The sequence below is a fragment of the Xanthobacteraceae bacterium genome (assembly GCA_019454205.1).
Taxonomy (GTDB): domain Bacteria; phylum Pseudomonadota; class Alphaproteobacteria; order Rhizobiales; family Xanthobacteraceae.
The window spans coordinates 1,505,678-1,530,919 of sequence record CP075369.1 but is presented as its reverse complement, the minus strand read 5'-3'; the positions used below and the strand labels follow the sequence as shown (position 1 = coordinate 1,530,919).

27 protein-coding genes and 3 tRNA genes are annotated in these 25,242 nt (G+C 61.7%); 24 read left to right on the top strand and 6 right to left on the bottom strand.

Annotated features, from left to right (window positions below):
• The first annotated feature begins 110 nt into the window (after window positions 1-110).
• The 5 genes from rplM to KF794_07490 all read left to right on the top strand — a co-directional run bounded on the left by rplM (window position 111) and on the right by KF794_07490 (window position 4,158).
• A complete protein-coding gene (gene rplM / locus KF794_07510) occupies window positions 111-575 on the top strand; it encodes a 50S ribosomal protein L13 (protein QYK46506.1) in 465 nt (154 codons plus the stop codon).
• Window positions 575-1,051: a 30S ribosomal protein S9 gene (gene rpsI / locus KF794_07505; protein QYK46505.1), complete on the top strand. Its 477-nt coding sequence runs from the start codon at window positions 575-577 to the stop codon at window positions 1,049-1,051. Before rplM ends, rpsI begins: the two co-directional genes overlap by 1 nt.
• A gap of 182 nt (window positions 1,052-1,233) precedes the next feature.
• Complete coding sequence (locus tag KF794_07500) at window positions 1,234-2,574, top strand: GGDEF domain-containing protein (protein QYK46504.1); 1,341 nt, start codon at window positions 1,234-1,236, stop codon at window positions 2,572-2,574.
• Between the two features lie 104 nt (window positions 2,575-2,678).
• Window positions 2,679-3,914 (top strand): GGDEF domain-containing protein, encoded by a 1,236-nt coding sequence (locus KF794_07495; protein QYK46503.1) that lies wholly within the window; start codon window positions 2,679-2,681, stop codon window positions 3,912-3,914.
• Between the two features lie 37 nt (window positions 3,915-3,951).
• Window positions 3,952-4,158 carry a hypothetical protein gene (locus tag KF794_07490; GenBank protein QYK46502.1) on the top strand — a complete coding sequence of 69 codons (207 nt, stop codon included), beginning with the start codon at window positions 3,952-3,954 and terminating at the stop codon, window positions 4,156-4,158.
• A 170-nt stretch (window positions 4,159-4,328) separates the two neighbouring features.
• Here KF794_07490 and glnA read toward each other — a convergent pair whose 3' ends face one another.
• Window positions 4,329-5,738, bottom strand: coding sequence for a type I glutamate--ammonia ligase (gene glnA / locus KF794_07485; GenBank protein QYK46501.1), 1,410 nt, complete (start codon window positions 5,736-5,738; stop codon window positions 4,329-4,331).
• 70 nt (window positions 5,739-5,808) lie between these two features.
• Window positions 5,809-6,147, bottom strand: a complete 339-nt coding sequence (locus tag KF794_07480; GenBank protein ID QYK46500.1) for a P-II family nitrogen regulator — start codon at window positions 6,145-6,147, stop codon at window positions 5,809-5,811.
• A 288-nt stretch (window positions 6,148-6,435) separates the two neighbouring features.
• On the opposite strand from KF794_07480, the gene KF794_07475 reads away from it, so the two are divergent.
• A complete protein-coding gene (locus tag KF794_07475) occupies window positions 6,436-7,938 on the top strand; it encodes an NAD(P)H-hydrate dehydratase (protein ID QYK46499.1) in 1,503 nt (500 codons plus the stop codon).
• Here KF794_07475 and KF794_07470 read toward each other — a convergent pair.
• Window positions 7,917-8,336 carry an NUDIX hydrolase gene (locus tag KF794_07470; GenBank protein QYK46498.1) on the bottom strand — a complete coding sequence of 140 codons (420 nt, stop codon included), beginning with the start codon at window positions 8,334-8,336 and terminating at the stop codon, window positions 7,917-7,919. The genes KF794_07475 and KF794_07470 overlap by 22 nt on opposite strands.
• A gap of 90 nt (window positions 8,337-8,426) precedes the next feature.
• Between KF794_07470 and KF794_07465 the strand changes: the two genes are divergently transcribed.
• The 4 genes from KF794_07465 (at window position 8,427) to KF794_07450 (ending at window position 12,532) form a co-directional block, all read left to right on the top strand.
• Window positions 8,427-8,511, top strand: a tRNA-Leu gene (locus KF794_07465).
• A 46-nt stretch (window positions 8,512-8,557) separates the two neighbouring features.
• The gene (gene tig / locus KF794_07460) at window positions 8,558-9,958 is read left to right on the top strand and encodes a trigger factor (GenBank protein QYK46497.1); all 1,401 of its coding nucleotides are present in this window, start codon (window positions 8,558-8,560) and stop codon (window positions 9,956-9,958) included.
• 65 nt (window positions 9,959-10,023) lie between these two features.
• On the top strand, window positions 10,024-10,659 hold the full coding sequence (locus KF794_07455; GenBank protein ID QYK46496.1) for an ATP-dependent Clp protease proteolytic subunit: 636 nt from the start codon (window positions 10,024-10,026) through the stop codon (window positions 10,657-10,659).
• Window positions 10,660-10,765: 106 nt separating this feature from the next.
• Window positions 10,766-12,532 carry a cation:proton antiporter gene (locus tag KF794_07450; GenBank protein QYK46495.1) on the top strand — a complete coding sequence of 589 codons (1,767 nt, stop codon included), beginning with the start codon at window positions 10,766-10,768 and terminating at the stop codon, window positions 12,530-12,532.
• A gap of 68 nt (window positions 12,533-12,600) precedes the next feature.
• On the opposite strand, the gene KF794_07445 is transcribed toward KF794_07450, so the two are convergent.
• Window positions 12,601-13,017 (bottom strand): FHA domain-containing protein, encoded by a 417-nt coding sequence (locus KF794_07445; GenBank protein ID QYK46494.1) that lies wholly within the window; start codon window positions 13,015-13,017, stop codon window positions 12,601-12,603.
• 478 nt (window positions 13,018-13,495) lie between these two features.
• Here KF794_07445 and clpX point away from each other — a divergent pair, with 478 nt between their 5' ends.
• The 5 genes from clpX (at window position 13,496) to KF794_07420 (ending at window position 18,256) form a co-directional block, all read left to right on the top strand.
• Entirely contained in the window at window positions 13,496-14,767 is a 1,272-nt protein-coding gene (gene clpX, locus KF794_07440; GenBank protein QYK46493.1) for an ATP-dependent Clp protease ATP-binding subunit ClpX, read from the top strand.
• 246 nt (window positions 14,768-15,013) lie between these two features.
• Complete coding sequence (gene lon, locus KF794_07435; GenBank protein ID QYK46492.1) at window positions 15,014-17,446, top strand: endopeptidase La; 2,433 nt, start codon at window positions 15,014-15,016, stop codon at window positions 17,444-17,446.
• 175 nt (window positions 17,447-17,621) lie between these two features.
• Window positions 17,622-17,903 (top strand): HU family DNA-binding protein, encoded by a 282-nt coding sequence (locus KF794_07430; protein ID QYK46491.1) that lies wholly within the window; start codon window positions 17,622-17,624, stop codon window positions 17,901-17,903.
• Window positions 17,904-17,949: 46 nt separating this feature from the next.
• Window positions 17,950-18,025, top strand: a tRNA-Val gene (locus KF794_07425).
• 18 nt (window positions 18,026-18,043) lie between these two features.
• Window positions 18,044-18,256 (top strand): hypothetical protein, encoded by a 213-nt coding sequence (locus KF794_07420; protein QYK46490.1) that lies wholly within the window; start codon window positions 18,044-18,046, stop codon window positions 18,254-18,256.
• Window positions 18,257-18,320: 64 nt separating this feature from the next.
• Here KF794_07420 and KF794_07415 read toward each other — a convergent pair whose 3' ends face one another.
• Window positions 18,321-18,623 (bottom strand): HU family DNA-binding protein, encoded by a 303-nt coding sequence (locus KF794_07415; GenBank protein ID QYK46489.1) that lies wholly within the window; start codon window positions 18,621-18,623, stop codon window positions 18,321-18,323.
• A 172-nt stretch (window positions 18,624-18,795) separates the two neighbouring features.
• On the opposite strand from KF794_07415, the gene KF794_07410 reads away from it, so the two are divergent.
• The 3 genes from KF794_07410 (at window position 18,796) to KF794_07400 (ending at window position 20,638) form a co-directional block, all read left to right on the top strand.
• Window positions 18,796-18,872 (top strand) — tRNA-Asp (locus KF794_07410).
• A gap of 118 nt (window positions 18,873-18,990) precedes the next feature.
• The gene (locus KF794_07405; GenBank protein ID QYK46488.1) at window positions 18,991-19,611 is read left to right on the top strand and encodes a L,D-transpeptidase; all 621 of its coding nucleotides are present in this window, start codon (window positions 18,991-18,993) and stop codon (window positions 19,609-19,611) included.
• Complete coding sequence (locus KF794_07400; GenBank protein QYK46487.1) at window positions 19,595-20,638, top strand: amino acid ABC transporter substrate-binding protein; 1,044 nt, start codon at window positions 19,595-19,597, stop codon at window positions 20,636-20,638. Before KF794_07405 ends, KF794_07400 begins: the two co-directional genes overlap by 17 nt.
• Here KF794_07400 and KF794_07395 read toward each other — a convergent pair.
• On the bottom strand, window positions 20,635-21,261 hold the full coding sequence (locus KF794_07395; GenBank protein QYK46486.1) for a hypothetical protein: 627 nt from the start codon (window positions 21,259-21,261) through the stop codon (window positions 20,635-20,637). The two genes, KF794_07400 and KF794_07395, sit on opposite strands and share 4 nt — an antisense overlap.
• Window positions 21,262-21,474: 213 nt before the next feature.
• Between KF794_07395 and KF794_07390 the strand changes: the two genes are divergently transcribed.
• The 6 genes from KF794_07390 to nuoE are packed head-to-tail and all read left to right on the top strand — an operon-like array spanning window position 21,475 to window position 25,242.
• Window positions 21,475-21,840 carry an NADH-quinone oxidoreductase subunit A gene (locus tag KF794_07390; GenBank protein QYK46485.1) on the top strand — a complete coding sequence of 122 codons (366 nt, stop codon included), beginning with the start codon at window positions 21,475-21,477 and terminating at the stop codon, window positions 21,838-21,840.
• 7 nt (window positions 21,841-21,847) lie between these two features.
• Window positions 21,848-22,408 (top strand): NADH-quinone oxidoreductase subunit B, encoded by a 561-nt coding sequence (locus KF794_07385; protein ID QYK46484.1) that lies wholly within the window; start codon window positions 21,848-21,850, stop codon window positions 22,406-22,408.
• Window positions 22,409-22,416: 8 nt separating this feature from the next.
• Window positions 22,417-23,034, top strand: coding sequence for an NADH-quinone oxidoreductase subunit C (locus KF794_07380; GenBank protein ID QYK46483.1), 618 nt, complete (start codon window positions 22,417-22,419; stop codon window positions 23,032-23,034).
• Complete coding sequence (locus tag KF794_07375) at window positions 23,031-23,456, top strand: thioesterase family protein (protein QYK46482.1); 426 nt, start codon at window positions 23,031-23,033, stop codon at window positions 23,454-23,456. Before KF794_07380 ends, KF794_07375 begins: the two co-directional genes overlap by 4 nt.
• Complete coding sequence (locus tag KF794_07370; protein ID QYK46481.1) at window positions 23,453-24,640, top strand: NADH-quinone oxidoreductase subunit D; 1,188 nt, start codon at window positions 23,453-23,455, stop codon at window positions 24,638-24,640. The genes KF794_07375 and KF794_07370 overlap by 4 nt, the downstream gene beginning before the upstream one ends.
• Window positions 24,640-25,242, top strand: a complete 603-nt coding sequence (gene nuoE, locus KF794_07365) for an NADH-quinone oxidoreductase subunit NuoE (GenBank protein QYK46480.1) — start codon at window positions 24,640-24,642, stop codon at window positions 25,240-25,242. The genes KF794_07370 and nuoE overlap by 1 nt, the downstream gene beginning before the upstream one ends.

The window sequence follows — 25,242 nt, the reverse complement described above, 5'->3', positions numbered from 1 at the left end:
TATTTATAAGCCATTGGAATTAAATAGCTTTATTTAATTCCTGCGCTTGACGCTGCCGCGCGACTTTCCTAGAACCCGCGCCAACGAATTCCCATCCAAGGAAGAACGTCATGACCACCTTTGTGGCGAAGCCCGCCGAGGTCGAGAAGAAATGGGTGCTGATCGATGCATCCGGTCTCGTCGTCGGCCGTCTCGCGACCATCATCGCCATGCGCCTGAAGGGCAAGCATAAGGCGATCTACACGCCGCACGTCGATTGCGGCGACAACGTCATCGTCATCAACGCCGAGAAGGTCGTCCTCACCGGCAAGAAACTGCAGGACAAGGTGTATTACCACCACACCGGCTTCCCCGGCGGCATCAAGGAACGCACCGCCAAGATGATCATCGAAGGCCGCTTCCCCGAGCGCGTGCTCGAAAAGGCGGTCGAGCGCATGCTCAAGCGCGGCCCGCTTCATCGCAAGATCATGGGCAACCTGCGCGTCTATAAGGGCGACAAGCACCCGCACGAAGCGCAGAACCCGGTGAAGCTCGACATCGCAAAACTCAACCGCAAGAATGTGAGGGCCGCGTGATGGCCGAGTCCGTTCAGTCTCTCGAAGGCCTCTCGGCGCTCAAGGGCGTGCAGCCGGAAGCGCCGGTTCACGTTCAGAAGCTCGACAAGCAGGGCCGCGCCTACGCGACCGGCAAGCGCAAGGACGCGGTTGCCCGCGTCTGGCTGAAGCGCGGCTCGGGCAAGATCCTCGTCAACGAGCGTACCGTCGAAGTCTACTTCGCGCGTCCGGTGCTGCGCATGATGATCCAGCAGCCGCTGGTCGCATCGAACCGCTCCGGCCAGTACGACGTGGTGTGCACCGTTTCCGGCGGCGGCCTTTCCGGCCAGGCCGGCGCGCTGCGCCATGGCCTGTCGCGTGCGCTCACCTTCTTCGAACCGGAGCTGCGTGGCGTGCTCAAGAAGGGCGGCTTCCTGACCCGCGACAGCCGCGTGGTCGAGCGCAAGAAGTACGGCAAGAAGAAAGCCCGCCGCAGCTTCCAGTTCTCGAAGCGCTAAGGCGAACCGGCAGGAAAGAGAATATGCGAGGGCGGGAGCGATCCCGCCCTCGGCTTATTTGGGAGTTCCGAGATGTTGCGCTCCCCGCCGTGAACCCTCAAATTTTAGGCATTGGGAGAGCGGTTCGGTAGGAGCTTCTGCTTAAGAGTGGCAGCCGCAAAAAATGCGGGAAGGCCGCGCCGGTGCAGTTTCTCGACCTCGACATCCGCACGCTTTTCATCGTGTCGATCTCCGTCACGATGGTTCTCGGCTTTCTGCTGTTGTTCGCGTGGTATCAGAACCGCGAAATCCGTGCGCTCGGCTGGTGGAGCACCAGCCATTTCGTCATGTGCGCGGGTGCGGCGTTGCTTGGCGCGCGCGGGCTAATTCCCGATGTGCTTTCCATCGACATCGCCACCGCGTTGATTCTAACCGCGGCTGGCATCGGTTGGGGTGGCGCGCGTCTGTTCGATGACCGCACCGTGCCGCTTTCCGGCGTGCTCGCCGGCGCAATCCTGTGGCTCCTCGCTTGCCAGCTTCCGGTCCTGAGCGACTCCGTCAACGCGCGGATTATGCTCTCGTCCGTCATCATCGCGGTCTATACGATCGGTACGGGTTGCGAAGTCTGGCGCGGACGTTCGATCGAGCCGCTGATTTCGCGCTGGCCGCTGAGCGCTACCTTGTTCGTGCATGGCTTTGTTTATGCGCTTCGGGTCTGGCTGGTGTTCGCGTTCCCGCTCGCACCGGGCGCTTCGTTCTTCTCGACGGCGTGGTTCAGCATCATCGGACTCGAGTCGCTGCTCTACCTGATCGTGTCGTCGTTCATGATCCTAGCGATGGCGAAAGAGCGGAGCGAACTGGTCCACAAGACCAATGCAATGCTCGATCCGCTGACCAACATTCCCAATCGCCGCGCGTTCCTCGACTCGGCGATGCGTCGGATGCGCCAGCGTTCGCGTACCAATGAGCCGGTCACCGCGCTGCTGTTCGATCTCGATTACTTCAAGTCGATCAACGACCGCTTCGGCCATGCGCTTGGCGACGAAGTGCTGCGGATCTTCACGATGAAGGCGGGCGCGGAATTCCGCTCGACCGACCTGATCGGCCGGCTCGGCGGGGAGGAATTCGGCGCGCTCCTGTTCGGCGCAGGCGAGAGCACTGCCGTGTCCACCGCGGAACGTATCCGCCGCGCGCTGATGGTCGCGACCGCCGAGATCGACGGAAAGCACGTCGATGCCACGGTAAGCGTCGGCGTCGCCGTGGCATCCGCCGAAGGCGACGAAGATGTTGCCGGATTGCTCGCGCGCGCCGACGAAGCGCTCTATGCAGCAAAGAAGAACGGCCGTAACCGCGTGGAAATAGCAGGCAAACTTTCGACTGCGGTACGCGCGGAAGTGCCTGCGCTGGGGGAACCCGTTATCGCAGGCGCGCAACTACGTGTCGTCAGTCCGGCGACGCAGCCGGATATGGATCCGTTCCGTGCCGGCGACGACCCCCGCAAGCTGTGGAATGCCCAGCCGCGCGTCCGTCCGGCAAGCGCATGAGCGGAACCGGTTTCTCAATTTTAAATAATGCGTCGAGGCTTCCGTAGGAAGATCGCGTCATACTCGGCGACTGAAAAGCGGCTCATAAGCAACAAGTAACGGCAATGGTTCTGGATATTCCGACGCTGGTCGTCGTCTCGATCTTCGTGACGGCGGTCCTTGGTGTTCTGCTCATCTTCGCCTGGTATCAGGACCGGAGCATCCATGCGCTTGCGTGGTGGGGCGGGGCGTACCTGCTCGGCGGCATTTCCGCAGGAATGCTCAGCCTGCAACAGTTCATTACCAGCGCGATCTCGATCGATCTCGCGAGCGCGTTGCTGTTCATCGCCTGCGGCATGTCGTGGAGCGGCGCGCGCGTGTTCGACGGCAAGAACGTGCAACCGTTCGCGATGCTGGCGGGCGCCGTGATCTGGATGCTCGCGTGCCAGATTCCGGGTTTCGCGGAATCCTCGCCGGGCCGCATCGTCGTCAGTTCGCTGATCATCTCGAATTACACGCTGTTCACTGCATTCGAGTTGTGGAACGGCCGTAGCGAACGGCTGCATTCGCGCTGGCCCGCGGTGATCGTGATTACGCTGCATGGCGTCGTATTCCCGTCGCAGATTCCGTTGACCATGGTGCTGCCGCATGACCGGTTGGCGGGCGCATTCTCGAACGGATGGGTTGCGACGCTAGCGCTGGAGTCGCTGCTCTATTCGATTGCGGCGGCATTCATCCTGCTGGAAATGGCCAAGGAGCGCACCGAACGCATCCATAAACAGGCGGCGATGATCGATCCGCTGACCGGCGTATTCAACCGCCGCGCGATCACAGAAGCCGCGAAGCAGATTCTCGCGCGTGAAGTGCGGCCGACCAAGCCGATGGCGATCCTCATGTTCGACATCGACAAGTTCAAGTCGATCAACGACCGCTTCGGCCATCCGGTCGGCGACAAGGTCATCAAGCTGCTGGCGACGACCGCGCGCAATACGCTTCGTCAGACCGACGTGTTCGGCCGCCTCGGAGGCGAAGAGTTCGCGGCGTTTCTAGCCAATACCGACGAGCGCTCCGCCGTGATCGCGGCCGAACGCGTGCGGCTTGCGTTCATGGCGGCCGCCGTGAATGTCGAGGGCATCGAAATCAACGGCACCGTCAGTATCGGCGTTTCGACCACCACGAACTACCAGGATGAGGTGGACACGCTGCTGGGCGAAGCCGACCAAGCCCTGTACGCGGCGAAGGAGAACGGGCGGAACCGTGTTTATGTCCGCGGCGCCGCGAAAGACCTTACGCCGTCGATCGTGCCTGATGCCGAAATTGCTGCGGCAGACGCGGAAGCGCTCGCGGTTACCAGTCGTTAACCGTCCCGGCCTTACGCTTTCCGGCATGACAAGTGCCGTGTCCCGCGATTCCGCCGCCGAAATCAGCCGCCTCGAGCATCTGGCGCGCGGAGCCGGCAGCGCACTGGCCTGTGTCCACCAATCCGCCGACGAATTGCACCGCGCGCTGGTACGCGACTATCTCGCGCGCAAGCAGGCGAGAGGTTTCTGGGGCCGCGTGCGTTCGCTGTCGATCTTCTCGGCGCTGCTGGTTCTCTTTATCTGAATCTGACGGGTTTCGTCCCGGCTGCCTGAGTCCGGCATACGGATAGCGGTGACCGTACGGTCAAGCTGTCGTTGTAAAAACTCCTGCACAAACAAAAAGGGCGCTTCTCGCGAAGCGCCCCTTGAAGTTGGACTGTGCGATCCCCCAACCGCACAGCCGGGAGGAACCCCTCAGTAAGAGTAATACATCTCGAACTCGACCGGATGCGGCGTCATTTCGAAGCGTGCCACGTCCTGCATCTTGAGTTCGATGTAGCTTTCGATGAAGTCGTCGTCGAACACGCCGCCGGCCTTCAGGAACTCGTTGTCCTTCTTGAGGCTGTCGAGCGCTTCGCGCAGCGAGCCGCAAACGGTCGGAATGCGCTTCAGCTCCTTCGGCGGCAGATCGTAGAGATCCTTGTCCATTGCCGAACCCGGATCCATCTTGTTCTTGATGCCGTCGAGACCGGCCATCAGCATCGCGGCGAAGGCGAGATACGGGTTGGCCATCGGATCGGGGAAGCGCACTTCGACGCGCTTCGCCTTCGGGTTCGAGGTGAACGGGATGCGGCACGACGCCGAGCGGTTGCGCGCGGAGTAGGCGAGCAGCACGGGCGCTTCGTAGCCCGGCACCAGACGCTTGTAGGAGTTCGTCGACGGGTTGGTGAAAGCGTTCAGCGCCTTCGCGTGCTTGATGATGCCCGCGATGTAGGAGAGGCAGGTATCCGAGAGGCCGGCGTACTTGTCGCCGGCGAACAGCGGGGTCGAACCTTTCCAGATCGACTGGTGGCAGTGCATGCCCGAACCGTTGTCGCCGTAGATCGGCTTCGGCATGAAGGTCGCGGTCTTGCCGTACATGTGCGCGACCTGATGGATGCAGTATTTGTAGACCTGCAGATGGTCGGCCATCGTGGTCAGCGTACCGAACTTGAGACCGAGTTCGTGCTGCGCGGAAGCCACTTCATGGTGATGCTTCTCGACCTTCGCGCCCATCTTCGCCATCGCGCCAAGCATTTCGGAGCGCATGTCCTGCGCGCTGTCCTGCGGCGGGACGGGGAAGTAGCCGCCCTTGGTGCGGATGCGGTGGCCGAGGTTGCCGGACTCGTATTCGGTCGAGGAGTTGATCGGCAGTTCGATGGAGTCGAGACGGAAGCCGGTGTTGTACGGATCGGCTGCATACTTCACGTCGTCGAACACGAAGAATTCCGCTTCCGGGCCGAAATAGACGTTATCGCCGACCCCGGACGACTTCACGAAGGCTTCTGCTTTCTTCGCGATGCCGCGCGGGTCGCGGTTATAGGGTTCGCCGGTGGTCGGTTCCAGCACGTCGCAGACGATCGACAGCGTGGTCTCGGCGAAAAACGGATCGATGCATGCGGTCGACGGATCCGGCATCAGGCACATGTCGGACTCGTTGATCGCCTTCCAGCCGGCGATGGATGAACCGTCGAACATCGTACCTTCGGAGAAGATTTCCTCGTCGATCATGCCGATGTCGAAGGTGACGTGCTGCCACTTTCCGCGCGGATCGGTGAAGCGGAGATCGACGTATTTTACGTCCTGATCCTTGATCAGTTTCAGGACATCCTTAGCGCTAGCCATTGCGGTAGTTCCCCTCGTGTTTGATTTCCCGGGCCCGGGAAATTCTTTTTGCTATGAGCTTGATTGAATCCTAAACGGCGTCGTCACCGGACTCGCCGGTTCGAATGCGGATCGCTTCCTCGATGTTGGAAACGAAAATCTTGCCGTCGCCGATGCGGCCGGTTTGCGCGGCCTTGCGAATGGCGTCGATCGCCTTCTCGACCATCGGGTCGGTCAGCACGATTTCGATTTTCACCTTCGGGAGAAAATCCACGACGTATTCCGCACCCCGGTAAAGTTCGGTGTGGCCCTTCTGGCGGCCGAAGCCCTTGGCTTCGGTTACGGTGATGCCCTGCAAGCCGACTTCCTGCAGCGCTTCTTTCACCTCATCGAGCTTGAACGGCTTGATGATGGCTTCGACCTTCTTCATTGGCTTCCATTCCTCTCCCGGGCATCGTCGCGCGAAAAGCGCGCACTTTCGAGCCGGGGTCGCATTAGCAGGTCTCGTGCCAGCCCCGTCCCGCAATGATCATGAGATTCCGCAAGGATTTGCGGCCTCGGCTACCATTCTCTTTATGCGGCCCGACTTGTCGCGACTATTTCGTAGGCAAATTGCCCATGCAATAGGCAGCCAAGCTGGCGCGGTCCGTTTCCGGGAGCGCGCTTCGTAGGCAAAGCGCGGAACACGAAGGCAGAAGCGCCGTGCTAAGGCATTGCCATGCTCGAACTCCTCACCCCCCGCGAAATGGCGGAAGCCGACCGGCTCACAATCGAGGACGGCACGCCCGGAATAGAACTGATGGAGCGGGCCGGGGCTGCGGTCGCCGAAGCCGTGTACGCGGACTGCAAATCCGTTGCGGAGATCGCCGTGGTCTGCGGGCCGGGCAACAACGGCGGAGACGGTTTCGTCGCCGCGCGTCTGCTTCGCGAGCACGGCCTGAAGGTATCCCTGTTTCTGCTGGGCGCGCGGGATGCGCTGAAGGGTGACGCCGCCATTGCCGCCGGGCGGTGGGGCGGGGAAGTCCTCCCTGTCGCGGACGCCGACTTCTCCCGCTTCGGTCTCATCGTCGATGCCTTGTTCGGCGGCGGGCTGTCGCGCGATCTGGAGGGCGAAGCGCGCGAGGCGGTGGAGCGCATGGACAGCGCCGGGTTGCCGGTCGTCGCGGTCGATCTGCCGAGCGGGATCGACGGCGCGACGGGCCAGGTTCGCGGCGCAGCCGTGCGCGCGAAGAAGACCCTCACCTTCTGCCGGATGAAGCCGGGGCATCTGCTGTTGCCGGGGCGGGTTCATGCGGGGGAGATCATCGTCGCCGGCATCGGGATTTCGGACGATGCGGTGATGCAGGCCGGTTCGCGCCTGACGCGGAATTCGCCGGACGAGTTTCTGGCCAAGCTGCGCTGGCCGCGTATCGATGGCCACAAATACCAGCGCGGCCACGCGGTCGTCGTCAGTGGTCCCGCCTACGCGACCGGGGCGGCACGGCTCGCCGCCACGGCGGCGCTGCGTGCCGGGGCAGGGCTGGTGACCGTGGCGGCGCCGAAGGCGGCCGTGCCGGTTCTTGCCGCCAGCCTGACGGCGGTGATGGTTCGAGAAGCGAGCGGTGCGGCGGGCCTGAAGAAGCTGCTTGCCGACAAGCGGATGAATGCGGTGCTGCTCGGTCCCGCGCAGGGCGTCGGCAAGGCGACCGTCGCCGCCATCGAGGCTGCCGGAAAAACCGGGCGGCCGCTGGTGCTCGACGCCGATGCCATTTCAAGTTTCACAGGAGAGTCCGGAAAACTGGCGAAGCTCCTGAAACTGAATCGAATTCGTGCGATCCTGACGCCCCATGAAGGGGAGTTCGCGAGACTCTTTGGGAGCGACTCAGCCGAAATCCTTGGAATTGAATCGAAAGTGGAGCGGGTGCGCGCGGCGGCGAAGTTTCTTCGCGCCGTCATCGTGCTGAAAGGCGCCGATACGGTAGTCGCGGCCCCCGATGGCCGCGCCACGATCTCCGACAACGCGCCGCCATGGCTTGGTACCGCCGGTTCCGGAGACGTGCTGGCCGGCATAATCGTCGCCATGCTGGCGCACGGCATGACCGGCTTCGACGCCGCCAATGCGGCGGTGTGGATGCACGGGGAAGCGGCGCGCGTGGCGGGGCCGGGTATGATCTCGGAAGACCTGCTGCCCGCGATCAGGACGGTGGTCGCAGGCCTCTATCAGCGGGCCGTCCGCGCCTGAACGAGTTTCAGTGCGTCCTGAACGACCTTGCCGTGGTCGAAGGCGAAGGCCTTGTTCGCATAATCCGCGACGAAGGCGGCTTCCGATGCGTCGTCGCCTGCAACCGGCTTATCGGTGAGCGCTTTGACGAGGAATACGACGCTGACCGTATGTCCGCGGGAATCACGCGAGGGGTCGGAATAAACGCCAACCAGCGCCTCGATTTCGGCCTCCATGCCGGTCTCCTCGCGCAGTTCGCGGAGTGCCGCGGCCTCGACCGTCTCGCCCACGTCAACGAAGCCGCCGGGCAGCGCGTAGTGGCCCTGAAAGGGCGGGTTTTTGCGGCGGATGAGCAGGAGCCTTCCGGCCCTGTCGAACAGCACGCAATCGACGGTCAGGGCGGGGCCTTTATGCGGCATCGGAGTAGCGCCTTTCTTCCTTGTACCCGGCAAGTGCCATGCTATATCCGCCCCGCCAATAAGGCGCTGGCAGCGCCCGAGCATTTTCCCGCGGGTGTGGCGGAACTGGCAGACGCACTGGATTTAGGTTCCAGCGCCGCAAGGCGTGGGGGTTCAAATCCCTCCACCCGCACCAGTTTTTCCTGCCACGGCGGCAATCAGAAACGAAGGCTTTGAGACCCATGCAAGTCAAGGAAACCCTCTCCGAAGGTTTGAAGCGCGAATACGAAGTGGTGGTTTCCGCCGCCGACCTCGACCAGCGCGTGAACGCGAAGCTCAACGAGATCAAGGATCGCGTGAACATCGCAGGTTTCCGCCCCGGCAAGGTGCCGCTGACCCACTTGAAGCGCGTCTACGGCAAGTCCGTCATGGGCGAGGTGATCCAGCAGGCGGTCAACGAGTCGAACCAGAAGATCGTTTCCGAAGGCGGTTTCAAGCTCGCGGTCGAGCCGCAGATCACGCTGGCCGCCGAAGGCGAAGCGGAAGTGAAGCAACTGGTCGAAGGCAAGAGCGATCTCGCGTTCAAGGTCGCGATGGAAATCCTCCCCAAGATCGACTTCCCGGATTTCAAGAGCATCAAGATCACGCGCCCGGTCGCGGAAGTGACCGACAAGGATCTCGATGAGGCGCTCGGCCAGATCGCCGATGCCAACAAGCCCTACGTCGAGAAGAACGGCCCGGCCGCCGACGGCGACCGCGTCATGATCGATTTCAAGGGCACCGTGGGCGGTGTCGCTTTCGACGGCGGCAGCGCGGAAGACGTGCCGCTGGTACTCGGCTCCGGCCAGTTCATTCCGGGTTTCGAGGAGCAGCTCAAGGGTGCCGCCAAGGGTGACGAGCGGACCGTGAAGGTCACATTCCCCGCCGAATACGGCGCGCCCGATCTCGCGGGCAAGGATGCCGAGTTCGCCGTGAAGGTGAAGGCGGTCGAAGCGCCGAAGCTGCCGGAGATCAACGACGAGTTCGCGAAATCACTCGGCGCCGAGTCCCTCGACAAGCTGAAAGAGCAGGTGCGCGAGCGCATCCGCCGCGACTTCGGCTCGATCTCGCGCGCGAAAGCGAAGCGTGCGCTGCTCGACGAACTCGACAAGGCGTTGCAGTTCAATGCGCCGGCTTCGATCCTCGATCAGGAATTCGGCACGATCTGGAAGTCGGTCGAGAATGACCTCCAGCGCACCGGCAAGACCTTCGCCGACGAAGGCACCACGGAAGAGGAAGCGCGCGAGGAATACCGCCGCATTGCCGACCGCCGTGTTCGTGTTGGCCTGGCCATTGCGGAACTGGGCGAGAAGAACAATATCCAGGTCAGCGAGGACGAGCTGACGCGCGCGCTGGTCGAACAGGCCCGCCAGTTCCCCGGTCAGGAGCAGCAGATCTGGGATCACTTCCGGAACAACCCGCAGGCCATGCAGGGCCTTCGCGCGCCGTTGTTCGAGAACAAGGTGATCGATTTCCTGCTCGAACTCGTGGACGTGACCGACAAGAAGGTTACCCGCGAGGAACTGACCAAGCAGGACGACGACGAGGATGAGGCAGAAAGCGGCAAGGCCAAGAAGGCCGCGAAGAAGGCTAACGCCGATTAACCCCTCGCTGCGCACGCCCGGCTAAGATCGCTTCGCGATTCGAACAGGATGTGACGGAGACAACAATGCGTGACCCGATCGAAACCTACATGAACCTCGTGCCGATGGTGGTCGAACAGACCAACCGCGGCGAACGGGCCTACGACATTTTCTCGCGTCTCCTGAAAGAGCGCATCATCTTCATTACCGGCCCGATCGAGGACGGCATGTCGACGCTGGTCGTCGCGCAGCTTCTGTTCCTCGAAGCGGAAAATCCGAAGAAGGAAATCTCGATGTACATCAACTCGCCGGGCGGCGTGGTGACATCGGGCATGGCGATCTACGACACGATGCAGTTCATCCGTCCGCCGGTCTCGACCCTTTGCACGGGGCAGGCGGCGTCGATGGGTTCGCTGCTGCTTGCGGCCGGCGAAAAGGGCCAGCGCTTCGCGTTGCCGAACGCGCGCATCATGGTCCACCAGCCCTCCGGCGGTTTCCAGGGGCAGGCCACCGACATCATGCTGCACGCGCAGGAAATCCTCGCGCTGAAGAAGCGGCTGAATGAAATCTATGTGAAGCACACCGGCCAGCCGCTGAAAGTGATCGAGGAAGCGCTGGAGCGCGACAAGTTCCTGACCTCGGAAGCGGCAGCGGAATTCGGCATCGTCGACAAGGTGATCGACAAGCGTCCGACCGAGGAGCCGCTCGCGAAAGCGTCGTAAAATCCTCAACGAAAACGCGGGTTTGTGAACCGGGGCCGCTTGGCGGCCCCGGTTTTTCTATTTAGCATTTATGCCTGCCGCGAAATTGATCGCCGGGGGCGCCGACGTGTCGCATTTTTCAGATCCCAAATTCGTATTGCTCCTGCAAATCCTAGCGGTGGTGGGCGTTCCGTTACTGTTGTGGCGCTATTTCCGCCTTGGCCGCTTTTTTCCGCTCGCGATCATTCAGATTTTCGCCGGCATCGCACTCGGACCATCGATCCTCGGTGCGCTATGGCCGGCCGGCTATGAAACGCTGTTCGGCGCTAAATACCTGAAGGAAGGCATCGACGTCCTGAAGGAAGTCGGCAAGACGCTTCCCTATACCGGCCCCGAACTCACCGCGCTGTCGTTACGCGCGGGGATCGAAACCATCGCGCAGATCGCGGTCGTGCTGTTCGTGTTTCTCGCCGGTTGCGAGGCCGACAAGCAGGTGCTGAGCAGCTCCGCGGGAATGGTGTTGCGCATCGGCATTACCGGCGTGTTTCTGCCGCTCGTGCTTGGCGCGGGGGCGGCGTGGTATCTCGCGGGACTGGCGCGCGCGACCGGGCCGTCGATCATGCTGCTGCCGTACGGGCACCTGCTGTATTCGATCGCTTTCGGTCTCTGCATGGCCGTCACGGCGCTGCCGATCCTCGTAATCGTGCTGCGCGAGCTTGGCTTCAACCAGAAACCGATCGGCACCGTCGCGCTTGCCGTGGGCGGCGTGGACGATGCGCTGCTGTGGGGTTCGCTCGCGATCCTCTTGCCGCTCGCGCCGAGCGCGGCGGCGATTGCAGCAGGCACGAGCGGTAACCTGATGCAATCGGCCGTGGACTTCGGCAAGGCCATCGGTGGCGGCGTGGTTGCGGCGGCAGCGATCTACTTCCTGCTGACGCCGTTACTTGAGCGGTTGCTCAAGGAGAACGCCCCCGAACGCCTGTTGATGTCTACTGTCATCATCGGGCTGTTCGCTGCTTCCGCGATTACCGAGTTCACCGGACTGCATGCGGTGTTCGGTGCGTTTCTCGTGGGCCTCATGATCCCGGAAAAGCTGCGCCACCTCGCGCAGGACCGTTTCGACGTTCCGGTGAGCCTGCTGCTCCTGCCGTTCTTCTTCCTCTCGACCGGCCTGAAGACCAGCTTCGCGTTCGGCGACACTTCGATGTGGACGATCTTCTCCATTGCCATGGTCGTTTGCATCACCGGCAAGTTTCTCGGCATTTCCATTCCTGCTTACATGTCCGGCCAGTCGATGGCTTTCTCCATCACGCTGGGCACGCTGATGCAGTGCAAGGGGCTGATGGAAATCGTCGTCGTGACGTTGCTCTACAACCGCGATGTGTTCGGCCCCGCCACCTTCACGGCGCTGGTGCTGGTCGCGCTCGTCTCGACTGCGATTACAGCGCCGCTATCCAAGCTGGCGCAATGGTATTTCGGCGATGCCGCCACCAAGACGCGCGAAGAGGAGAAGGTCGAGGTCAGCGTTCCGACGGTTCCGGACCTGCCGAAGGACGAGCAGGCGGGCAAGGTGGTTGCCGAAAGTGCCAAGGTCAAAGGCGCGGCGCTGGAGTTCGAGCACGCGCTTGGCAAGGTGGTCGTCACCAATCCGGACATCGTCATCGGGCGGCACAAGGAAGACGGCATTCGCGTCAACGATGTGCGCGTTTCGCGCGGTCACGCGCGTCTTCAGAAACTCGGTGACGGCAGCTATGAGATCACCAACCTGACGGCAACACGTTCCGAACCGAACCCGATTACGATCAACGGCGAGGAAAAGGAAAAAGCGATCCTTCATGACGGCGACACCGTCTCGCTGAATGGTGTGAACTTCAAATTCCGGAACGCCGCCTAGTCGGTACTTCACGGACGCAAAAAAAAACGCCGCCCCAAGGGCGGCATTTTTCATTGAAGGCGTCTGGTTTACGGCGCTTCGAAGCGGAATGTCGTCTCGCCGAGCTTGATGTTGTCGCCGTACTTGATGGTCTGGCTTTCGCTTACGCGTGCGCCGTTGACCCATAGGCCGCCGGGCTTGCCGCCGTCATAGATACGCGCTTCCAGCAGTTTCGAGTCGTAGGTGATGATGGCGTGCTGATGCCGCGAGATGGTGTCATCGCCGAAATTGAGCTGCACGCGCTGGTCGTCGCCGCGGCCGACCTGATTGGTCCCGGAATAGACCTTCACGGATTTGTCGGTGCCCGGACCCTCGATCACGGTGAGGCGGCCGATGACCTGATTGGACTTGTCGCGCAGCAACTGGGTCGAGATATCGTCGAGGTCGGCCTCGCGGTTCTCGCCAAGCCCCTTGATTCTGGTCTGGCTGCCTTCGTCCCCGGACATCGTATTCCCCTGCGTCTGCTCGGTGGCGTTCCCCGCCACTTGAATGTGCCGCAGGATAACGCATGTAAGCCGGGTCGGTCATCCCGGCGGTTCACTTCACCGCGAGGGACGATTCGCCTTCAAGACAGGACGGGCAGGTACGTCTCACCCCATCCGGGCGACCGTTCGTCGCAATCGGGCCTGCTCTGGCAGCAGGTGCCGGGTTCCCGGGCGGTCCCGCCCTTGCATGGTGATAGGCGCCAGAGTCTGCGGTTCCGATAGCACTTTCGATAGAATTTCGGTCGTAGAATTGTCGCCTGACGATTCGGAGAGGTCCGGAGCGGTAGGCTTAATGAAATCTTGATCCCGGCGCGGGTAGCGTGCTTCGCTGTTGCAGTGCAGGGTGGTCGAGGGGAATTCAATCCGGCCGGATCAGGGTAGGCTGGGGTAAAGTACGGCAGGAACAGAAGTTCCGGCCGGCGCAAGAACGGAGAAGCGAATGAGCAAGGCCAGCGGCGGAGAATCCAAGAGCACGCTTTATTGCTCATTCTGCGGCAAGAGCCAGCACGAGGTCCGGAAGCTGATCGCCGGTCCGACCGTCTTCATCTGCGATGAATGCGTCGAACTCTGCATGGACATCATCCGCGAGGAGAACAAATCCTCGCTGGTGAAGTCGCGCGACGGCATCCCGACCCCGAAGGAAATCCGCAAGGTCCTCGACGACTACGTAATCGGGCAGGACCAGGCGAAGAAGGTGCTCTCGGTCGCGGTTCATAACCACTACAAGCGGCTGAACCACGCCACCAAGCACAACGACGTCGAACTCGCGAAGTCGAACATCCTCCTGATCGGACCGACCGGTTCGGGCAAGACGCTGCTCGCGCAGACGCTGGCCCGCATCCTCGACGTGCCGTTCACGATGGCCGATGCCACGACGCTAACCGAAGCCGGTTACGTCGGCGAGGACGTCGAAAACATCATTCTCAAGCTGTTGCAGGCCGCCGACTACAACGTCGAGCGCGCCCAGCGCGGCATCGTCTACATCGACGAAATCGACAAGATTTCCCGCAAGTCCGACAACCCGTCGATCACACGCGACGTGTCGGGCGAGGGTGTGCAGCAGGCACTCCTGAAGATCATGGAAGGCACCGTTGCCTCCGTGCCTCCGCAGGGCGGCCGCAAACACCCGCAGCAGGAGTTCCTGCAGGTTGACACCACGAACATCCTGTTCATCTGCGGCGGTGCCTTCGGCGGCCTCGACAAGATCATCGCGGCGCGCGGCCAGAGCACTTCGATCGGCTTCGGCGCGATGGTGCGTTCGCCGGAAGACCGCAAGCCGGGTGAAGTGTTCCGCAATGTCGAGCCGGAAGATCTGCTCAAATACGGGCTGATCCCCGAATTCATCGGCCGTCTGCCGGTGCTCGCGACGCTCGGCGATCTCGACGAGGACGCACTGAAGAAGATTCTCACCGAGCCGAAGAATGCGCTCGTGAAGCAGTATCAGCGCCTGTTCGAGATGGAGAACGTACACCTCACGATCCACGAGGAAGCGCTCGGCGCGATCGCCCGCAAGGCGATCGAACGGAAAACCGGCGCGCGCGGCCTGCGTTCGATCATGGAAGGCATCCTGCTCGAGACCATGTTCGACCTGCCGAGCCTTGAGGGCGTGGAAGAGGTCGTGATCTCGCGTGAAGTGGTCGAGGGTGGTGCGCGGCCGCTCTACACCTACTCGGACCGGGCAGGCGAGCAGAGCGCCCCCGCCAGCGCCTGACGGCCATACAGGCTGGAACCATTGAAAACGGGGCCGCGAGGCCCCGTTTTGCTATCCGGGTGCGTTAGCCAAATTGACCGAAAATCCGTGGAAAATGGCCCAAAACATGCATTTTTCAGGGAGCTTGAAACCCCTATGCTGCATCGCCAAGTATGCTCCGAACAAGATTCCGGCAGGAATCGCCCGTAATTCATCTGTAGATACCCGAGGGCAGATTCCCATCCCGGAACCCAAGAAAGGTCCGTAATGACCGCCCAGAAGCCGCGTCCCCCTCTCGTTCCGGGTCAGAGCCAGAACTATCCCGTCCTTCCGCTGCGCGACATCGTGGTGTTTCCCCACATGATCGTGCCGCTCTTCGTCGGCCGCGAGAAATCCATCCGCGCGCTCGAAGAGGTGATGAAGAACGACGCCTACATCCTGCTCGCGACCCAGATGAATGCGAGCGATGACGAGCCGAAGCCGGATGCCATCTTCAAGGTTGGCACGCTCGCGAGCGTGCTCCAGCTTTTGAAGCTCCCCGACGGCACCGTGAAGGTGCTGGTCGAAGGCGTCGAGCGCGCGGACATCAAGGAATACACCGACCGCCCGGAATATTTCGAAGCGGAAGCCGTGATGGTTCCCGCCGAAACCGGCGAGCACGTCGAGGTCGAGGCGCTCGCACGCTCGGTCGTCAACGAATTCGAAAACTACGTGAAGCTGAACAAGAAGGTGTCGCCGGAAGTAGTCGGCGTGGTCTCGCAGATCGACGACCACTCGAAGCTTGCCGATACCGTCGCTTCGCACCTCGCGGTCAAGATCGCCGACAAGCAGGCGGTGCTTGAACTGACGAGCGTTGCCGCACGCCTCGAAAAAGTGCTTGCGCTGATGGAAAGCGAAATCTCGGTCTTGCAGGTCGAGAAGCGTATCCGCACGCGCGTCAAACGCCAGATGGAGAAGACGCAGCGCGAGTACTATCTCAACGAGCAGATGAAGGCGATCCAGAAGGAACTCGGCGACGAGGACGGCAAGGACGAACTTCAGGAACTCGAAGACAAGATCAAGCGCACCAAGCTCACCAAGGAAGCGCGCGACAAGGCGATGCATGAGCTGAAGAAGCTCCGCCAGATGTCGCCGATGTCCGCGGAAGCGACCGTCGTGCGCAACTATCTCGACTGGCTGTTGTCGATCCCCTGGAACAACAAGAGCAAGATCAAGAAGGATCTCAAATTCGCGCAGGACATTCTCGATGCCGACCACTACGGCCTCGACAAGGTCAAGGAACGCATCGTCGAGTATCTCGCGGTCCAGCAGCGCGCGAACAAGCTGTCCGGCCCGATCCTGTGCCTCGTCGGCGCCCCCGGCGTCGGCAAGACTTCGCTTGGCAAGTCGATCGCGAAGGCGACCGGCCGCGAGTTCGTGCGCGTGTCGCTCGGCGGCGTGCGTGACGAAGCCGAAATCCGCGGTCATCGCCGGACTTACATCGGCTCCATGCCCGGCAAGATCATCCAGTCGATGCGGAAGGCGAAGAAGTCGAATCCGCTGTTCCTGCTCGACGAGATCGACAAGATGGGCGCGGACTTCCGCGGCGATCCGTCGTCGGCTTTGCTTGAGGTCCTCGACCCCGAGCAGAACTCGACGTTCGCGGACCACTATCTGGAGGTCGATTACGACCTCTCGAACGTGATGTTCGTGACCACGGCGAACACGCTCAACATCCCGCCGGCATTGCTCGATCGTATGGAAGTGATCCGCATCGCGGGTTACACCGAGAACGAGAAGGTCGAGATCGCCCGCCGCCACCTTATTCCCGAGGTGACCGCCAAGCACGGCCTGAAGCCGGAGGAATGGTCGATCAGCGAAGATGCGCTGCTCACCGTGATCCGCCGCTACACCCGCGAGGCGGGCGTGCGTTCGCTGGAGCGCGAGCTTGCGACGGTTATCCGCAAGGGCGTGAAGGAGCTGATCACCGAGAACAAGGAAAAGGTCTCGGTCACGGCGGACAATCTCGAAGGCTATCTCGGCGTGCCGAAATATCGCTACGGCGAAGCCGAGCTAGAGGACATGACCGGTGTCGTGACCGGTCTCGCCTGGACGGAAGTCGGCGGCGAGTTGCTCACGATCGAAGGCCTGATGATGCCCGGCAAGGGCAAGATGACGGTCACCGGCAACCTGCGTGACGTGATGAAGGAGTCGATCTCGGCGGCGGCGTCTTATGTCCGTTCGCGCGCCATCGACTTCGGCATCAAGCCGCCGCTGTTCGAGAAGCGGGACATCCACGTCCACGTTCCCGAGGGCGCAACCCCGAAGGACGGCCCGTCGGCGGGTGTCGCGATGGTTACGGCCATCGTTTCGGTGATGACCGGTATTCCGGTTCGCCGCGACGTTGCGATGACCGGCGAAATCACGCTGCGCGGGCGGGTGCTTCCGATCGGCGGCCTCAAGGAGAAGCTCCTTGCGGCGCACCGCGGCGGCATCAAGAAGGTGCTGATCCCGGAGGAGAACGCGAAGGATCTGACCGAGATTTCGGATCAGATCAAAGGCGGTCTCGAGATCGTGCCAGTGTCGCGGATGGACGAAGTGCTCGCACAGGCGTTGGTCCGCAAACCGGAACGGATCGAATGGGACGAGGCGGCAGAAGCCGCTGCGGCCAAGCCGGTCGCTGGCAAGGATGACGACTCTTCTTCCGTCATCGCGCACTAACCATTCCGGAAATTATCGCCCGCGGCGGGGAAACCTGCCGCGGGCGAAGCGTTTCAGTTTTCCGGTGCAAATCGCATCGTCCGCCCGCCCGGCGCTTGCATTTCGGTTCGAAAGATTGAACCTCAAGCGGCAGGCGGGCGGGGCGGTGAAACAGGGCTAAGGGAAGGAAGCTCGAATGACCAAGAACGATCTCATCGTGCAGGTCTCGGAACTCTCGAACCTGACGCGGCTTCAGGCGACGGCTGCGGTCGAGGCGACCTTCGACCTCATCACCAAGGCGCTCAAAGCCGGCGACGAGGTGAAGATCATCGGCTTCGGTACCTTCACGGTGGCCAACCGCGCGGCAAGGGAAGGGCGTAACCCGCGCACCGGCGAACCGGTGCAGATTGCGGCGTCGAAAGCGCCGAAATTCTCGGCGGGCAAGGGCCTGAAAGACGCCATCAACCGCGACTTCTGACGGCGGTTGATCGGCGCGCGCGAAGCGCGTAAACGGCGCCGGGTTAGCGCGGTTAGCTCAGTTGGTAGAGCATCTCGTTTACACCGAGAGGGTCGGCGGTTCGAGCCCGTCACCGCGCACCATTTCCTCAAACAGAAACCATGCTTCGTAGACTGAGCCATTCTGCCGGTTATCTCGCACTGCTGCTGACAGCGATTGCGGCTTGTGTGGTCTCGTATGCGTTCGTCACGTTGTACGCCACTGAATTGATGGCCAACGTGGCCTATTACTCGCTGATCGTTGCGTTTGGCTGTTTCGTATTTTGGGCTGTCAACGCGACCTATCTTGTCATTCAAAAGCGCCAGCAAAAATAAAACGGCGACGCGCTTTCGCGCATCGCCGCTTTGAACTCTGCTACGTCGCTAGAACGAAAGAAGCTTAGATCGCTTCCTTCAGTTCCTTGGCGGCGCGGAAGGCGACCTTCTTGGAAGCCTTGATCTGAATCTGCTCGCCGGTCGCCGGGTTGCGGCCCATGCGGGCAGCGCGCTTGCGTACCTGAAGGATGCCGAGGCCGCTGAGGCGGACGCGGTCACCCTTCTTGAGCAATTTGGTGATCAGGGTAACGAGATCGTTCAGGATCGCTTCGCCCTGCTTCTTCGAAAGCTGGTGGTCTTCCGCGAGCTGCGCCGCGAGATGCTTCAACGTATGCGTCGGGGCAGTCGCCGGCTTCTTATCTGCCATGGGTGTCTCCTCATCAGGCGGCTTGAAGGAAAGCGCGTAATAGCTGGCGTTTAGATGATTCTTGCAGAACGGGCCACGCAAAAAGCCCTATTTTCAGGGGTTTTTCGCACTTTCGAAGCGGGAAACCGTCTTGACTAAGGGGGGGGCGGTCTTTATCCCGGCGTTCTCCCTAGGGGGCGTAGCTCAGTTGGTTAGAGCGCCGGCCTGTCACGCCGGAGGCCGCGGGTTCGAGTCCCGTCGCTCCCGCCATATCAATCAAATCATTGCAAATTATAACATTTCCGCCTTGCTTTGACGGCTGGCGGGAACCGTGTTCCGCTCCGCCCGGCAGGTTACTTAGTCTCGGAATCAGGGCGGAGGTCGTTCGATGCGGCTGTGGCGATTGTCCCTTTTCGCAGTTGCACTCTCGTTTCTCGTTCCCGGCGGAATTTCCGCCCAGGCACAGCAACGCGGGCCGCAGGTCATCTACGCGCAGGACGAACTTCCCGACGGCGAGACCCCCGGCGTTGTGCCCGATCAGCAGGAGGCCTCCACCGAATTCCAGAAGCAGGTGGTCTTTTTCCGCACCAACGAACCGCCGGGAACACTGATCGTCCACACCAGCGAGCGTTTCCTCTATCTCGTGCTCGGCAATAACAAGGCGCTGCGCTACGGCGTCGGCGTCGGGCGAGATGGCTTCACGTGGCAGGGACTACACAAGATCACGCGGAAGCAGGAATGGCCCGACTGGCGGCCGCCGCCGGAGATGATCGAGCGCCAGCCGTACCTGCCGCGCTTCATGGCGGGCGGGCCGGGCAATCCGCTCGGCGCGCGAGCGCTCTATATCGGCAACACGATCTATCGCATTCACGGCACCAACCAGCCGCATACGATCGGTCACGCGGTATCGTCGGGCTGCTTCCGGCTAGTGAACAACGACGTCATCGATCTCTTCGAGCGCGTCGAAGTCGGCACGCGCGTGATCGTGCGTCATGCGCCGCAGATGTGAAGGGGGAATGATCTTGAAACTTCGGCAAATCTTTCTCGCCGCTCTGTTCTGTGTCATCGCTATCGCCGCGGCAGATGCGCAAACGCTGAAATCGATTCAGGCGCGCGGGCATATCCTGTGCGGCGTGAGCCAGGGCCTGCCCGGATTTTCGCAGGACGATGGCAAGGGCAACTGGAGCGGCTTTGATGTCGATTTCTGCCGCGCGCTTTCCGCTGCGATTTTCAACGACCCTTCGAAGGTGCAGTTCGTGCCGCTGAATGCCGCCGAACGCTTCGATGCGCTGAAAGACAAGAAGATCGACATTCTCTCGCGTAACTCGACCTGGACGATTTCGCGTGAGGCCGATTACGGCATCGTTTTCGCCGGCATCACCTATTATGACGGGCAGGGCTTCATGGTGCGGAAATCCCGCAACGTGATGACCTCGATGGATCTGCAGAACGTGAAGATCTGCGTGCAGACCGGCACCACGACCGAAATCAACATCACCGACTACTTCAACCAGAACGGGATGCGCTTCGAGATCGTGAAATTCCCGGAGGTCACGAGCCTGCTGAAAGGATACGACGCCGGAAATTGCGATGTACTCACCGCAGACGTGTCGCAGCTCTACGCGCTGAAACTAGAAACCACGAAGCCCGGCGAACACACCATCCTTGCCGACATCATCTCGAAGGAACCACTAGGCCCGGCGGTGCGGGCCGGGGACGAGCAATGGCTGGGCATCGTGAAGTGGACGCATTTCGCCTTGCTCAATGCCGAAGAACTCGGCGTTGGCGCGAAGAACATCGACGATGCGCTCAAATCGGAGAAGCCGGACATCAAGCGGCTTACCGGACGGGACGGCGACTATGGCGAAAAGCTCGGCCTCTCGCGTGACTGGGTGGTTCGCGTCGTTCGTCACACCGGAAACTATGGCGAAGTCTTCGAGCGCAACATCGGGGTCAAGTCGCGCGTCGGTATTCCGCGCGGGCTGAACCATCTCTGGAGCGCGGGCGGCATCCAGTACGCGCCGCCGATCCGCTAGTTCGCGGGCTGATCGGGTTCGTCCGGCTCGTCGGGTTCCTGGCCCGGCGGCGCCATGAAGACGGGGCCTTTCTGCTTTTGCGCAGGAGGGGCCTTGGCCTTGGATTTGGCCGCTTTCGGAGCGGCCTTTTTCTTTGCCTTCGCGGGCGGGGTATCGCACTTTACATAGATGGACGTGCCATAGCGCGCGGCGACTTCGGTATCGACCCAGCGCATCACCATGATCCTGCCGTCGAACGATACGATTTCCCGATCCTGTTGACCGCCTGCTTCGCCCTGCGGACCGACGAAGGTCTTGCCGCCGGCCAGGCCTTTCAGAACAAGTTCTTCAGGTTGCGCGGAATCGGCCAGATGCATGAGCACCCCGCCGTTCGGTCCGCGCGCGATTTCGTAGGCCTGACGGCACTGCCTGCGCGCTTCGAGTTCGGTGCGGTTACGGTCTTCCTCGCGCTGGTAGGCGGCCAGACCCCAGCGCCCGACCAGAGCCTCGGCCGGGATGCTCGGCGGCTCCGCCGCAGGGCCAATCAGGTTGTTCATGCTCGTGTTGGCGCAGGCCGCAATCAAAAGTGTCGCAGGCAGCCACAAGAGCAATGCGCCCTTGGTCGCAAGTCGGGGGGTCCGCATCCGATTCCTTCCCATGCCAGCCGTGTGACAGAGTAACGCCGTTCGCGCAGGGCGGGAAGTCATTGGAAATAGCCCTGATTTACGCCCTTTGCGCCCTTGCTTCGCATGGGTGGCTGGTTTAACCACCTAGCGTCTTTCGAATTATTCGCATGTGCGAGGCGGAAGACCCGCCTTCGCCCGAAGGCGTTGTGTGTGCCCCGTGAGGGTTATCGGATGGCCGCCTTAATCAACGACTATCTTCCGGTCGTCATCTTTATCGGCGTGGCAGCCGTGATCGGGCTGGCGCTGCTGATCTCGCCTTTTTTGCTGGCCTACCAGAACCCCGACCCGGAGAAGCTTTCCGCCTACGAGTGCGGATTCAACGCTTTCGACGACGCACGCATGAAGTTCGACGTGCGCTTCTACCTGGTCGCCATCCTTTTCATCATCTTCGACCTTGAGGTCGCGTTCCTGTTCCCCTGGGCCATCGTGTTCGGGGAACTCGGCTCGCTCGGCTTCTGGTCGATGATGATCTTCCTCGGCGTGCTGACCGTCGGCTTCTTCTATGAATGGCGCAAGGGTGCGCTGGAATGGGATTGAGCCGCGCATGACCCTCGTCGCACCCGCGCCGAAAGGCATCCTCGACCCGAAGACCGGCAAGCCGGTCGGCGCGGACGACCCGTTCTATCAGGGGCTGTCCAACGAGCTCGCCGACAAGGGCTTCATCGTCACCGCCACCGACGACCTCATCAACTGGGCGCGCACCGGTTCGCTCATGTGGATGACGTTCGGGCTGGCGTGCTGCGCCGTCGAGATGATGCAGCTTTCCATGCCGCGCTATGACGTCGAGCGCTTCGGCTTCGCGCCGCGCGCATCCCCGCGCCAGTCGGATGTCATGATCGTCGCCGGTACACTGACCAACAAAATGGCGCCGGCGCTGCGCAAGGTCTACGATCAGATGCCGGAGCCGCGTTACGTCATCTCGATGGGGTCGTGCGCGAACGGCGGCGGCTATTACCACTACTCCTACGCAGTTGTCCGGGGTTGCGACCGTGTTGTGCCGGTCGATATCTACGTCCCCGGTTGTCCGCCGACCGCGGAGGCGCTGCTCTACGGCGTATTGCTGTTGCAGCGGAAGATCCGCCGCACCGGCACTATCGAGCGCTGAGAATTGTCATGGCCGACGAAGCGCTGCACGAACTCGGTGAACACACCGCCCGATCGCTGAAAAGCGCGATGCGCGGGTTCAAGGTTGCCTATGGCGAACTGACCATCGAGGCGGAAGCCGAGCGCATCGAAACGGTGATGAAGTTTCTGCGCGACGACAAGAAGTGCCAGTTCATCAATATCATCGACGTGTGCGGTGTGGACTATCCGACCCGCGAGAAGCGTTTCGATGTCGTCTATCACCTGCTGTCGCCGTCGAAGAACCTGCGCATCCGCGTGAAGCTGCAGACCGACGAGCAGACGCCGGTGCCTTCGATCTGCGGCGTATTCCCCGGCGCTAACTGGTTCGAGCGCGAAGCCTACGACATGTACGGCATCCTGTTCACCGGGCATCCCGAACTTCGCCGCCTGCTGACCGACTACGGCTTCGAGGGTTATCCGCTGCGCAAGGATTTCCCGCTCACCGGATTCGTCGAGGTGCGCTGGGACGACGAAGCGAAGCGCGTCGTGTACGAGCCGGTGCGGCTCGCGCAGGAATTCCGCAATTTCGATTTCCTCTCGCCGTGGGAAGGCACCGACTACGTGCTGCCCGGCGACGAGAAGGCCAAAGCGGAGGCGAAGAAGTGAAAGCCTCGCTGAAGCCCGGCCTCAAGCATCGCATCACGTTCAAGGTGACGGACAGCAAGACCGTGCCCGCGCTCTATCCGGAATCGGGCGAGTTCGGCCAAATGCCGGCCGTGTTCGCGACCGGATACATGGTTGGCCTGTTCGAGTGGTGCTGCACCGAGCTGTTGCAGATGCATCTCGAAGAAGGCGAGGGCAGCCTCGGCACCGTCGTCAATTTCACCCATGACGCCGCGACGCCGCCGGGCCTCACGGTCACCGTCGATTGCGAGATCACGGAAGTCGATGGCAAGCGCGTGAAGTTCACGGTAGTTGGCCATGACGGCGTGGACAAGATCGGCGGCGGGACGCACGAGCGTTTCGTCATCAACCGCGCGAAGTTCGACGAGCGCGTGGCCGCGAAAGCGGCAAAGGCGGCGGCATGACCGAACAGCAGCCGACCCGCAATTTCACGATCAACTTCGGCCCGCAGCACCCGGCAGCGCACGGCGTGCTGCGCCTCGTGCTCGAACTCGACGGCGAAATCGTCGAGCGCGTGGACCCGCATATCGGGCTGCTCCATCGCGGCACCGAGAAGCTGATCGAGGCGAAAACCTACTTGCAGGCGATCCCGTATTTCGACCGGCTCGATTACGTCGCGCCGATGAACCAGGAGCACGCCTTCTGCCTCGCGATCGAGAAGCTGCACGGCATGGAAGTGCCGATCCGCGGACAGCTGATCCGCGTGCTGTATTCCGAAATCGGACGGCTGCTTTCGCATCTCCTCAACGTCACCACGCAGGCGATGGACGTCGGCGCGCTGACGCCGCCGCTATGGGGCTTCGAGGAACGCGAAAAGCTCATGGTGTTCTACGAGCGCGCGTCCGGCTCGCGGATGCACGCGGCATATTTCCGTCCGGGCGGCGTGCATCAGGATATTCCGCAGGCGCTGGTCGATGACATCCGCGCGTTCTGCAATCCGTTCTTCAAGGTGGTGGACGATCTAGACCGGCTGCTTTCCGAGAACCGTATCTTCAAGCAGCGCAACGTCGATATCGGCATCGTGTCGCTGGAAGATGCGTGGAAGTGGGGCTTCTCCGGCGTGATGGTGCGCGGGTCCGGCGCGGCGTGGGATCTGCGCAAGTCGCAACCCTACGAGTGCTACGCCGACATGGATTTCGACATTCCCATCGGCAAGAACGGCGACTGCTACGACCGCTATCACATCCGCATGGAAGAGATGCGCCAGAGCACGCGCATCATGCAGCAGTGCCTCGACCGTCTCGACAAAGAGAAGGGTCCGGTCACGACGCGCGACCAGAAGATCGTGCCGCCGAAACGCGGCGAGATGAAGCGCTCGATGGAGGCGCTCATCCATCACTTCAAGCTCTACACCGAAGGCTTCCACGTTCCGGCCGGCGAAGTGTATACGGCGGTCGAAGCGCCGAAGGGGGAGTTCGGCGTTTTCCTCGTCGCTGACGGCACCAATAAACCCTACCGCTGCAAGATTCGCGCGCCGGGTTTCGCGCACTTGCAGGCGATGGATTATCTCTCGCGCGGCTTCATGCTCGCGGACGTGTCGGCGATCCTCGGCTCGCTCGACATCGTGTTCGGGGAGGTTGACCGCTAATGGCCGTTCGTCGTCTCGCCGCTGAGCAGCCCAAGACTTTCTCGTTCAACAAGAAGAACGAGGAATGGGCGAAGAAGCAGATCGCAAAGTATCCGGAAGGCCGCCAGGCTTCCGCCGTCATCCCGCTGTTGTGGCAGGCACAGAAGCAGGCGGGCGGCTGGTTGCCGGAAGTCGCGATCCGTTACGTCGCCGACATGCTCGGCATGGCGCATATCCGCGTGCTGGAAGTCGCGACGTTCTACACGATGTTTAACCTGGAGCCGGTCGGCAAATACTTCATACAGGTTTGCGGCACGACGCCGTGCGCGCTGCGCGGCGCGGAAGGACTGATCAAGGTCTGCAAAAAGCGGATCGGCGAGCAGCGCGAAGTGTCGAAGGACGGCAACTTCTCGTGGCTCGAAGTCGAATGCCTTGGTGCTTGCGTGAATGCGCCGATGGTGCAGATCAACGACGACTACTACGAAGACCTGACACCCGAATTGCTCGAGAAGCTGATGGACGATCTCGCGGCGGGCAAGAAGGTGAAGGTCGGTCCGCAGACCGAGCGCCAGTATTCCGCGCCGTCGGGCGGTCTCACGACCCTGAAAGGCGAGGAGAAGTAA